This is a genomic window from Amycolatopsis sp. NPDC059235, from assembly GCF_042754125.1.
GTDB lineage: Bacteria > Actinomycetota > Actinomycetes > Mycobacteriales > Pseudonocardiaceae > Amycolatopsis > Amycolatopsis albidoflava.
The window spans coordinates 18,718-29,274 of the sequence record NZ_JBHZAG010000108.1 but is presented as its reverse complement, the minus strand read 5'-3'; the positions used below and the strand labels follow the sequence as shown (position 1 = coordinate 29,274).

Annotated in this window: 14 protein-coding genes; 9 read left to right on the top strand and 5 right to left on the bottom strand. The window is 69.3% G+C overall.

All coding sequences use genetic code 11. From position 1 onward, the window contains the following. Positions 1–184 precede the first annotated feature (184 nt). The 6 genes from ACFXI3_RS41315 to ACFXI3_RS41290 are packed head-to-tail and all read left to right on the top strand — an operon-like array spanning position 185 to position 4,903. Positions 185–976, top strand: a complete 792-nt coding sequence (locus tag ACFXI3_RS41315; protein WP_378407159.1) for an MBL fold metallo-hydrolase — start codon at positions 185–187, stop codon at positions 974–976. Continuing rightward, positions 973–1,560: a DedA family protein gene (locus ACFXI3_RS41310; protein ID WP_378407157.1), complete on the top strand. Its 588-nt coding sequence runs from the start codon at positions 973–975 to the stop codon at positions 1,558–1,560. The genes ACFXI3_RS41315 and ACFXI3_RS41310 overlap by 4 nt, the downstream gene beginning before the upstream one ends. After that, positions 1,557–3,677 carry a phage holin family protein gene (locus tag ACFXI3_RS41305; RefSeq protein WP_378407155.1) on the top strand — a complete coding sequence of 707 codons (2,121 nt, stop codon included), beginning with the start codon at positions 1,557–1,559 and terminating at the stop codon, positions 3,675–3,677. Before ACFXI3_RS41310 ends, ACFXI3_RS41305 begins: the two co-directional genes overlap by 4 nt. Beyond that, positions 3,674–3,913 carry a glutaredoxin family protein gene (locus tag ACFXI3_RS41300; protein WP_378407153.1) on the top strand — a complete coding sequence of 80 codons (240 nt, stop codon included), beginning with the start codon at positions 3,674–3,676 and terminating at the stop codon, positions 3,911–3,913. Before ACFXI3_RS41305 ends, ACFXI3_RS41300 begins: the two co-directional genes overlap by 4 nt. Continuing rightward, complete coding sequence (locus tag ACFXI3_RS41295) at positions 3,910–4,140, top strand: ferrous iron transport protein A (RefSeq protein WP_354750003.1); 231 nt, start codon at positions 3,910–3,912, stop codon at positions 4,138–4,140. Before ACFXI3_RS41300 ends, ACFXI3_RS41295 begins: the two co-directional genes overlap by 4 nt. Positions 4,141–4,150: 10 nt before the next feature. Then, a complete protein-coding gene (locus ACFXI3_RS41290) occupies positions 4,151–4,903 on the top strand; it encodes a methyltransferase domain-containing protein (RefSeq protein ID WP_378407151.1) in 753 nt (250 codons plus the stop codon). Here ACFXI3_RS41290 and ACFXI3_RS41285 read toward each other — a convergent pair. The 4 genes from ACFXI3_RS41285 to ACFXI3_RS41270 form a co-directional block, all read right to left on the bottom strand. Then, positions 4,869–5,669: a TetR/AcrR family transcriptional regulator gene (locus tag ACFXI3_RS41285; protein ID WP_378407149.1), complete on the bottom strand. Its 801-nt coding sequence runs from the start codon at positions 5,667–5,669 to the stop codon at positions 4,869–4,871. The genes ACFXI3_RS41290 and ACFXI3_RS41285 overlap by 35 nt on opposite strands. Positions 5,670–5,718: 49 nt before the next feature. Continuing rightward, a complete protein-coding gene (locus ACFXI3_RS41280; protein WP_370940028.1) occupies positions 5,719–5,913 on the bottom strand; it encodes a ferredoxin in 195 nt (64 codons plus the stop codon). Between the two features lie 13 nt (positions 5,914–5,926). After that, entirely contained in the window at positions 5,927–7,135 is a 1,209-nt protein-coding gene (locus ACFXI3_RS41275; RefSeq protein WP_378407147.1) for a cytochrome P450, read from the bottom strand. A 154-nt stretch (positions 7,136–7,289) separates the two neighbouring features. After that, entirely contained in the window at positions 7,290–7,907 is a 618-nt protein-coding gene (locus ACFXI3_RS41270) for a TetR/AcrR family transcriptional regulator (protein ID WP_344269039.1), read from the bottom strand. A gap of 125 nt (positions 7,908–8,032) precedes the next feature. On the opposite strand from ACFXI3_RS41270, the gene ACFXI3_RS41265 reads away from it, so the two are divergent. From ACFXI3_RS41265 to ACFXI3_RS41255, 3 genes are all read left to right on the top strand, one after another. Further along, positions 8,033–8,647: a YbaB/EbfC family nucleoid-associated protein gene (locus tag ACFXI3_RS41265; protein WP_344269036.1), complete on the top strand. Its 615-nt coding sequence runs from the start codon at positions 8,033–8,035 to the stop codon at positions 8,645–8,647. A gap of 144 nt (positions 8,648–8,791) precedes the next feature. Continuing rightward, positions 8,792–9,352, top strand: coding sequence for a snapalysin family zinc-dependent metalloprotease (locus ACFXI3_RS41260; RefSeq protein WP_378407144.1), 561 nt, complete (start codon positions 8,792–8,794; stop codon positions 9,350–9,352). 178 nt (positions 9,353–9,530) lie between these two features. Next, complete coding sequence (locus ACFXI3_RS41255) at positions 9,531–10,214, top strand: alpha/beta fold hydrolase (protein ID WP_378407142.1); 684 nt, start codon at positions 9,531–9,533, stop codon at positions 10,212–10,214. A 3-nt stretch (positions 10,215–10,217) separates the two neighbouring features. Here ACFXI3_RS41255 and ACFXI3_RS41250 read toward each other — a convergent pair whose 3' ends face one another. After that, positions 10,218–10,547 (bottom strand): hypothetical protein, encoded by a 330-nt coding sequence (locus ACFXI3_RS41250; protein ID WP_378407140.1) that lies wholly within the window; start codon positions 10,545–10,547, stop codon positions 10,218–10,220. Positions 10,548–10,557: the final 10 nt, after the last annotated feature.

Below are 10,557 nucleotides of genomic sequence, written 5' to 3'. Positions count from 1 at the left end.
TGGGGTTGCTTGAAATGTATTCTTTCCCGCCTTGACAAGCACCCCCAGACCGTCAGCACAATCAAGCTTCGGGGTGCCCCACGCAACCACCAACGATGTCGCCGCCAGGCGACGAGCATCCCGAAACGGTGCCCCCCACCACTCCACCGAGCATCTCCCGGAACATCCAGCAATACTCGACACCGTGACCAGCCCGAACCTCCACTTCCTAGGCCACGCGACCACCCGCGTGGAACTAGCCGGGCAAGTCGCCCTGACCGACCCAGTGCTAACCCGCTGGATCGGCCCCCTAACCCGGGTAGTCCCCAAACCGGACATCACCGCCTGGTCAGCAGTAGACATCGTCCTCATCTCCCACCTCCACGGCGACCACCTCCACCTCCCCTCCCTCAACCTCCTAGGCAAAGCCACAAGAATCGTCGTCCCCCGAGGCGCAGGCCGCTGGCTAACCAAACGAGGCTTCACCGAGGTAGAAGAACTCGCCCCAGGCCAATCCACCACCTCCGGCCCGCTAAAAATCACCGCCACCGAAGCAATCCATTCAGGCCACCGCTGGGGCCCCCGCCTAACCCACGGCCCGCAAAGCCCAGCCCTAGGCCACCTCCTGGAAGCCGACAACCAGCGGATCTACTCAGCAGGCGACACCGACCTCTTCCCGGGCATGGCCGACCTAGGCCCGGTGGACGTAGCCCTGCTCCCAGTCTGGGGCTGGGGCCCCAACCTCGGCCCAGGCCACCTCACCCCAGAACGGGCCGCCCAAGCCGCCGCTCTCCTCCAGGCCCGCACGGCAGTTCCAGTCCACTGGGGCACCCTCGCCCTCCCTGGCCTCCACCGCACGGCCAAAATGCGCCGGCTCCTCGTGGAACCCCCGCGCACCTTCGCGCACCACGTCCGCTGCCTAGGCCTGGACACCGAGGTCCTGCACACCCGCCCCGGCTCCGACGTCCTGTTCCCGGCCCGCAAGGAGCGCGGGTGAACTGGACAGACCCGTCAGCGATCGGCTACCCGGCGCTGTTCGGCGGAGTACTGCTCGGCTCCGTCATCCCGATCGTCCCGACCGGCGCGGTCGTCGGAGCGGCAGCCGCGGTCGCGATGACCACCGACCACCTCTCGCTCCCTCTGGTGATCCTGCTGGCAGTCGCAGGCGCGTACCTGGGCGACGTGATCACCTTCGCCGTTCCGAGATTCGGCAGCGAACCGCTGCTGCGCTTCGTAGAACGACGCCAGCAAGCCGAACGCCTCGCCAAAGGCCGGGAACAGTTCTCGAGACGCGGCTGGCAGCTCGTGGTGATCGGCCGTCTAGTACCCGCCGGACGCATCCCAGTCCTGCTGGCCGCGGGCACACTCGGCTACCCCTGGCGCAAGTTCCTGCCGTCCGGCCTCCTGGCCTGCGTGCTGTGGGCAGTGGCGTACTCGCTGCTGGGCATCCTCAGCGGCGGCATCTTCGACTCGCCGCTCATCGCGACGCTGCTCGCCACCGTCCTGGTGCTGCTGGTGACCGTGCTGACCACGCTGATCTCCAGGAAACGGGCGGCCAACCAGACGGGAGGACATCGATGACGACACCTGCTCCGGCGAAGGGCCGATTGCTGCGCGGCGGCCGGGTCGTCGCGCGGGTCCTGCTGGTCTGGGTGGCGGTCACCGGAGCGCTGCGGCTGCTCGACGCGTGGCTCGACGGGTTCACGATGCAGTCCTGGTGGCAGCCGACGGTGTGCGCGCTGATCCTCGGGCTGCTCGTCTCCGTGGTGTGGCCGCTCGTGGTCCGGGTGGCGTGGCCGATCGCGTATTTCACCCTCGGCGTCGGCACGTACATCCTGCTCAGCGCGGCTGCCCTGGCGATCCTGCAGGCCGTGCCCGGGGTTGAGCTGCACGGGTTCTCCACCGCGGTCGTCATCACCGTCGCGATGTCCGCGGTGGGCGCGGTGATCTCCAGCGTGCTCGCCGTCGACGAGGACGAGATCTTCTTCCGCCGTGCCGCGCGCCGCCGGCGGAAAGCGAAGCACCGCACCGATTTCGCCGACCAGCCGCCCGGCGTGGTCTTCCTGCAGATCGACGGGCTGGGTTACGACACCGTCCGCCGCGCTGTCCGGGACGGCGACATGCCGACCTTCGCCAAGTGGCTGTCCGAGGACACGCATTCGCTCACCCGCTGGCACACCGACTGGAGTTCGCAGACCGGCGCGAGCGTCTGCGGGATCCTGCACGGTTCGAACCACGATATCCTCGGTTTCCGCTGGTACGAAAAGGATCGCGACCACGTCATGGCGTGCGCGCATCCGTCCGACGCGGCCGAGATCGAGCGGCGGCACAGCGACGGACAAGGCCTGCTGTCGATCGGCGGCGCGAGCCACGGCAACCTCTTCTCCGGCGACGCCCCGCACGTCAGCCTGACCATGAGTTCGGTGCCGGTCCTCACGCCGCGCAAGCGTCGCCGGGACCGCGTCGGCGCTGGGTACCGCGCTTACTTCGCCAACCCGGTCAACGTGTTGCGCACCTTCGGCGTCGCGCTCGCCGACGTCGTCCGCGAGCTGTCCGCGGCGGCCAAACAACGGCGCGCCGGCGTCCTGCCGCGGATCCCGCGCGGCGGCGTCTACCCGCTCGCCCGGCCTGGCACGACGGTGATCGCGCGCGACGTCGTGGTGTCCGCGATCATCGGCGACATGCTCGCCGGACGGCCCGTGGTGTACGCCGATTTCCTCGGCTACGACGAGGTCGCGCACCACTCCGGCATCGAACGGTTCGACACGCTGGAGGTGCTGCGCTCGATCGACCAGCAGTTCGCGCGGCTGCTGCGGGCCGGTCGGCTCTCGCCGCGGAAGTACCACATCGTCGGGCTGTCGGATCACGGACAGACTCAAGGCCAGGCGTTCGTCGACCGGTTCGGCGAGACCGTCGAGGCGCTCGTCGGACGGCTCTGCGGCGGCGAACCTGTTGCTGAGCAAGGAAAGCGCCGGCAGGCGGAAAGCTGGCAGGTCAACGCCGCCCTCGCCGAGGCGACCGCGACCGGCGGCCTGATCGCGCGACGGCTGCGTGCCCGGGTCGAAGGCGCGGAAGGAGCCGAGAACCGGCCGCGCACCGCGACCGGCTCGCCGGGCCAGGTCACCCGCGTGGCTCCCGGAGTGGTCGCCGTGGTGTCCGGGCACCTGGCGATGGTGTCGTTCACCGAACACGAGGGCCGGGTCGAACTGGAGACGATCGAACGGGAGTACCCGGACCTGCTGCCGACCCTGGTCGACCACGACGGCGTCGGATTCCTGCTGGTCCGCAGCCACGAATTCGGCCCGGTGGTGCTGGGCCGCGACGGCTTGAAGCGGCTGGCGACCGGCGTCGTGATCGGCGAAGACCCGCTGGCCGACTACGGACCGTACGCCGCTGAGCTGGTCCAGCGCGTCGACAGCTTCCCGCATTGCGCGGACATCATGATCAACAGCCGGTACGACGCGGACTCCGACCAGTCCTCGCCGTTCGAACGGCACGTCGGCTCACACGGCGGTCTCGGCGGACCGCAGCAGCGCGGCTTCCTGTTGCATCCGCGAGAATTCCCCGCGCCCGGCGAACCCGTCGGCGCGGAAGCCGTGCACCGCGTGTTCCGCGACTGGCTCACGTTCCTCGGCCATCCGGAACCCGGTGCGGCCGAAGGCAAAACCGCTGTCGTCCCCTCGGAGGTAGTGTCATGAGCAACCCAATCGTCTACGGCGCAAGCTGGTGCCCGGACGTCAAACGCAGCCGCGCGCTGCTCGACGCGAAGGGTGTCGAGTACGACTACGTGGACGTCGAGGCCGACGCCGCCGCCGAAGCCCGCGTACGCCAGCTGCAGGACGGCGCGCGCCGCATCCCGACCATCGTCTTCGCGGACGGCAGCCACCTCGTCGAGCCGAGCGACGACGAACTCAACGCACACCTGTCGCGGTGACTCCGCTGACAGAACTCCCGCTGGGCACGCGGGTCGTCGTGCGATACCGGATCGAGGGCGGGTTCACCGACGCCCTTGGTCCGTTGCGCGCTCGCGACGCCGAGACCTGCACTGTCGAGACCAAACGCGGGCTGGTTGTCGTCCCGTTGGCCGCGGTGGTCGCGGCCAAACCGGTGCCGCCGGCGCCGCAGCGAAAATCGAGTGGCCCGCCCGAGCCGAATTTGTGACGATCACCGGATGCGCACCTTCGACGAACTGGTGGACGAGGCCTCGTCGGCATCCGTGGACGGCTGGGATTTCTCGTGGCTCGACGGACGGGCCAGCGAGCAGCGGCCGTCCTGGGGGTATCAGCGGCTGATCGGCGAGCGGATGCGGGACGTCCAGTCCGTTGTGGACATCCAGACCGGAGGCGGCGAAGTCCTGGCAGGCGTGCCGGTGCTGCCACCGCTGACGGTCGCCACCGAATCGTGGCCGCCGAATCTCGAGAAGGCCGCCGCGTTGCTCGAACCTCGTGGTGCGACCGTCGTCGCGGACACCGACGAGCCGCCGCTTCCGTTTCAGGACAACACGTTCGAGCTGGTGGTCAGCAGGCATCCGGTGACGGTCTGGTGGGACGAGATCGTGCGGGTTCTCCAGCCCGGCGGCAGCTATCTGTCGCAGCACGTGGGGCCATGGAGTGTGTTCGAGCTGGTCGAGTACTTTCTCGGGCCGCAGACGCCGGAGGTTCGCAACAGCAGGCATCCAGACCGCGCGAAGGCCGAAGCGGAGAAGGCCGGGCTTGAGGTCGTGGACCTGCGCTTCGAGGAGCTGCGCACCGAGTTCCACGACATCGGTGCGGTGATTTACTTCCTGCGCAAGGTGATCTGGATGGTTCCGGGGTTCACGGTGGACGAATACCTGCCGCGCCTGCGCGAGCTGCACGAGGAGTTGCAGAAGGGGCCGTTCGTGGCGACGACTACTCGGTATCTGATCGAGGCGCGCAAGCGATAGCCGCCTCGATGCCTTCCGCCAGCACCGCCACACCGGCTTCAAAGCTCAGCCGCGCTTCATGCTCCAAATAGGACACTCCGGCGGGCGGTGGCGGCGCGCTCTCCTCGCCCAACCGCGCAACATGCGGATACCGCTCAGCCAGATCCGGAGCCAGCTCGCCGAGCGCGGACGTCCGCGCCCGCCACCAGTCCTCATCGGACAGTCCGGTTTCCTTCAGCGCCAGCCGGGATTCGGCGGCGATCTGCACCGCACCGCGCACGACGTTGAGCAGCGCGCCCACCAGCCGCCGCACCTGACCGGCGGGCAGGCCGGTCGCGAACAGCACCCGCAGCACCGTTTCCTGCATCCGGAACTCCCCCGGACCCAGCACCGGGCGCGCGTAGGAGACCTGCAGCAGCCACGGGTGGCGCAGATGGAAGTCCCACAGGTCACCGGCCAAAGACACCAGCGCGGGACGCCAGCCGCCGGACAGGTCGTGGTCGTCGCGCAGATCGCCGAACACCTGGTCGCACATCAGGTCGATCAGCTCGGTCTTGCTCGGCACGTACGTGTACAGCGCCATCGCCGTGCGCCCGAGCCGTTCCCCGACCGCGCGCATCGACAACGCCGACATGCCCTCAGCGTCTGCGAGTTCGATCGCCGCGCCCACGATGAGGTCGACGCTCAGCGCCGGTTTCGGCCCCGGTGCGCTGCGCGATTCGACGCCCGCGCGCCACAGCAGCTCCATCGAACGGCGGGCGTCGCCCTGCCCCGCGAACACGACCACCGGCGACCCCTTTCTCCTTACAGGATAAAGGACCGTCGGGGCCGCCGGCTCAGCCGTCCACCTCGATCGCGAGCGCCGGGCAGAGCTGCGCCGCCTCCTTCGCCTGCGCGTGCAGTTCCGCGGGCGGATTTTCCCGCAGCAGCACCACGATTCCGTCCTCGTCGCGCTGATCGAACACCTCGGGCGCGACGAGCACGCACTGCCCGGCCCCGACGCAGCGGGACTGGTCGACGACCACCTTCATCTCGCGACTCCTTTCACCAGGTCACGGGGAGTTCATGCACCCCGTACACGACCATGTCGTGCTTGAACTTCAGCTCGTCCACCGGCGCGGCCAGCCGGAGCGTCGGGATCCGCCGGTACAGCGTCCGGTACACCACCTGCAGCTCGACCCGCGCGAGCGGCTGGCCGAGGCATTGGTGCACGCCGTAGCCGAACGCGACGTGGTGGCGCGCCTTGCGGGTGACGTCGAGCTTGTCCGGCTCGGGGAACTGCGTCTCGTCGCGGTTGGCGACGTCCGTGGCCGCGACCAGGCCCTCGCCCTCGCGGACGGTCTGCCCGCCGATCTCCAGGTCTTCGAGCGCGACGCGGCGGCGTCCGGAGTGGACGATCGTCAGGTAGCGCAGCAGTTCCTCGACCGCGTTGGCGAGCAAAGCGTCGTCGCCGTCGCGGACCGCGGCGAGCTGATCCGGGTTCTCCAGCAACGCCACCGTGCCGAGAGCGATCATGTTCGCCGTGGTCTCGTGGCCGGCCACGAGCAGCAGCTGCCCCATCGCGGCCGCTTCCTCGACGGTCATCGTGCCAGCGGAGACCGGTCCGGTCGCGAGCCTGCTGAACACGTCATCGGCCGGATCGTCGATCTTCTTCTCGACCAGCCGCCCGAGATAGCCTTGCAGTTCCTCCGCCGCCGCGAGCGACTCTTCGGCGGTCGCCTCCCGTGAGACCAAGACCTTGCTGCAGCGGTGGAAGAAGTCGCGATCGTCGTACGGCACGCCGAGCAGTTCGCAGATCACCAAGGACGGCACCGGCAGCGCGAACGCCTGCACGAGATCGGCGGGTTTCGGACCGGCCAGCATCTCGTCGAGCAGTTCGTCGACGATCTGCTGGATCCGCGGCCGCATCGCCTGGATCTTCTTCACCATGAAATCGCCGGTGAGCAGCCGGCGCTGGGCGGCGTGCTCCGGCTCGTCCATGCCGATGAACGACTTGAACCGGCTGCGCCGAGCCTTGATCCCCGGCGTCTGCGGCGGATAGCCGGCCCGGTCCGGATCGGCGCTCACCCGAGGGTCGGCGAGCAGGGCGCGAACGTCCTCGTAGCGGGTGAACAGCCACGGTTCGCTGCCGTCCCAGATCCGCACGCGCGACACCGGCTCGTCGCGCAGCCTGCGGTCGAGTTCGGGCGGCGGATCGAACGGGCAGCGCCCGCGGGTCATCGGAAATTGCTCTACGGGCCGGGCCTCCGGCATCACAGCCTCCTGGAGGAGAAGTCACCAAACGAGTGTTCGGATACTTACTGAACACATGTTAGGCGTTGTGGTGAACGATTGCCCAGCAGTGCGGCTCAAGATCACCGGGATGGCCGTGGACGAGCGTGGCAAACGGGGAGAAAACGCCCGTGGCTCAAGCGAAAATGAGCGCCAGCAGCTCGTCGGCGAAGCTCACCACTTCGTCCCCGCCGGGCTGCCTTCCGGTCGAATGGAACAGCGCGACGCGGCCATGCGCGCCGACGAACGCGATCACTCCGGCCCGTTCGGCGGGCACGCGGAGCTCGGCGCCGGACTCGGCGCAGCGGGCGAACGCGGCGGTGATCCGGTCGACGAGATCGACCGCCGGACCGTGCGGCCGGACCTCCGGGGACGGCCGGCTGGCCCCGTTGGCCGTCATCAGCCGGTAGTGGCCAGGGTTGGCCATCGCGAACCGGCAGTACGTGTGCAGCAGCGCGCGCACCCGGCCCACCGCGTCGCGGGCGGGAACTCGGGACTCGGCCGCGTCCATCGCGACGCGCAGCCGCCCGAACTCGTACTCGGCGAGCCCGGTGACGAGCGCGGCTCGGTCGCTGAAGTGCTGGTAGATGCTGGCCGGGGCGATGCCGACGGCGCGGGCAACCCCGCGGATAGTGAGCGCGTCCTCGCCGTCGAGTTCCGACAGGAGCCTGCTGGCCGCGGCGAGGATTTCCCCGCGCAGCCGTTCGCCCTCGCCCCAGCGGTTGCGCGTGCGGGCCTGGACTTCTTCGGACACTTGCCCATTGTTACCGCTCGCGTTGCCTCATCCGGCTCCGGCCCGCCGCGGATGTCGATCGTTTCGTCGCCCGGCAGCCATCCGAGGTTCACCAACTGGGCGGGGGCGGCCGATAGCGTTCGCCGGTGGACGATCAGGGGTGGCTGGACGACTTCCAGCGGCGGATTGACGAGATGCAGGCCAAAAGCGCTGCCCTGCAGGAGACGCTGAGCACCGCGGAGGGCCGCGCCAAATCGGGCGACGGGCTCGTGTCGGTTTCGGTCGCCCCGAACGGCACGCTCAAGAACCTCGAGATCGACGACCGCGCCCTTCGGCACGGTGGCGCCCGGCTCACCGCCTCGATCATGGACGCTTACGGCAAGGCGCAGCGCCAGGTGTCGCGCGACGTCATCGACGCGTTCGAGCCGATCGCCGGCGACAGCGAGATGATGAACGTGGTCAAGTCGTACCTGCCGGAGCCGGAGGAAGAGCGGGAGCCGGAACCCCCGGCCGAGCCGCCGCGGTCCGAACCGCCCGCCCGGTACCCGGGACCTCCGCCGGGCAGCACCACTCCGCCGGGCAGCGCCGCTTTCGGCCGCCCGATGCCCCCGCCGGCCGGCGCGACCCACAGCCGTCCGCCGATGCCGCCTCCCGGCACCACCCCGCCGCCCCCGGCCGCGCCCGAACCGCCCCGGCCGACGTCCGGCCCGCACCGCCGACGCGCCGCCGGCGAGGACGACGACGAGATGCAGCCCTGGTAACGGCTTGTCAACCCGTCGTTAGTGGTGGGAAATCACCAGTTACCGGACCGTACGAATGGGGGGTCACATTCCGGGAGCTTCTGCCTACTTTGGGTTGAGCGCGCGCAAACCCGGCAAACTCCCCAATCCCCCAGGAGCTTTCTTATGTCCAGGAAGTTCGTGCTGTCCGGCGCGGTCGCACTCGCCGTCGCCGCCACGCCGCTCGCCGGCGCCGTAGCAGTCGCTGCTCCGGCTCCTTCCGTCGCCGCGACGACCACGGTCTACTACTCGACGGCAGGCGCGCCGTCGTTCCGGGCCGCGATCAACGCGGGCGCGGCGAACTGGAACCGCGCGGTGACCAACGTGAAGCTGGTCGAGCGCTCGTCCGGGGCCTCGCTGCGGTACGTCGAGGGCAACGACCCGCGCGGGTCGTACGCGCAGACCGACGGACACGGCTACGGCACCATCTTCATCGACTACACCCAGGCCCGCCAGTACGACAACACGCGGATCACCGCGCACGAGACCGGCCACGCGCTCGGTCTGCCGGACCACTACTCCGGCCCGTGCTCGGAGCTGATGTCGGGCGGCGGCCCCGGCCCGTCCTGCCACAACGCCAACCCGAACTCGCAGGAAGCGTCCCGGGTGCAGCGGTTGTGGGTCAACGGAATCCGCGCGGCGGCCGGACCGCAGCAGCGGATCTACGAGCAGGTGCCGGTCGGCTGATCGGCTGAGCGAGCGGCGGCCGGGCGCGTCCCGGCCGCCGCTTCGCTGTCAAGGCTTCCTTGTCAGATAGCGCCGTTCGGGCCCGGGTTGAGGTCGGAATCCTCCTCTTTCCGCCGGGACAGCGAATCCCCGGACGCCGCCGGTGGTTGGCTTGCCTTCAGACGAAGGGGAGGCATTCATGGCGGAAATCGTTCTGGTTCACGGCGCTTGGAGCGACGGGTCGGCGTGGCTGGAGGTGATCCCCGCGCTGCATCGGCAAGGACACCGGGTCCGTGCGGCACACCTGCCGATGACCTCGCTCGCGGACGACATCGCCGAGGTCCGCCGGGAGATCGCGACCTTCGGCGGCCCGGTCGTGCTGGCCGGCCATTCCTACGGCGGCGCGGTGATTTCCGGTGCGGCGAAGGACAATCCGCAGGTCAACGCCCTGGCATACTTCGCGGCGTATGTCCCGGACGAAGGCGAGAACGTGCCTTCGCTGAACGGCAAATTCCCGGGCTCTCCTGGCAACGACGCGATGGTGTTCCGCGAGGACGGGTGGTCGTCGATCGACCCGGACCGCTTCCATTACGCCTTCGCCGCCGACGTGGCTCCCGAACGAGCCGCCGCGCTGGCCTCGGTGCAACGACGCGCTCGCGCCGAATGCTTCGCGGCACCCGCGGGTCCTGGTGCCTGGCGCGATCTGCCGACGGCTTACGCAGTGTCCACAGAGGACCGGATTCTCCATCCGGACCTGCAGCGCTGGTTAGCTGAGCGGGCTGGGTCTGATTGTGTCGAACTGGCGGCTAGCCATTACTCGCTGCTGTCCCAGCCGGAGGCGGTGGCGACGGTGATCGACAAGATCGCTGCCCGCGGCGAGTAGCGGCTACTTCCCCGCAGCGGCTTCGAGGACCGCGAAATCCGCCGCCTGCATGGGTCGCGCGTGTCCGGGGCGCGGAGTTCGCGGCTCCCTGACGACGGTGACTGGCACCGTCGCCAGCCCGAGCCGCAGCGCTACAGCGATCCGATGGTTGCCGTCCAGCGTGCCGAACTCCTCGCAAAACCCGAGCCGCAACGGCGTGCGGATTCCGTGCCGCGCGATGTCCTCGGCGAGGGCGTCGAGGTGTCGCGGGCTGTCCACCAGCGCGGAGCCCACTGTTTCCCGATCCACCGCCCGGTACCGGACCACGAGCGGAACAGGCAGTTCAACCGGCATCCGCCCATCC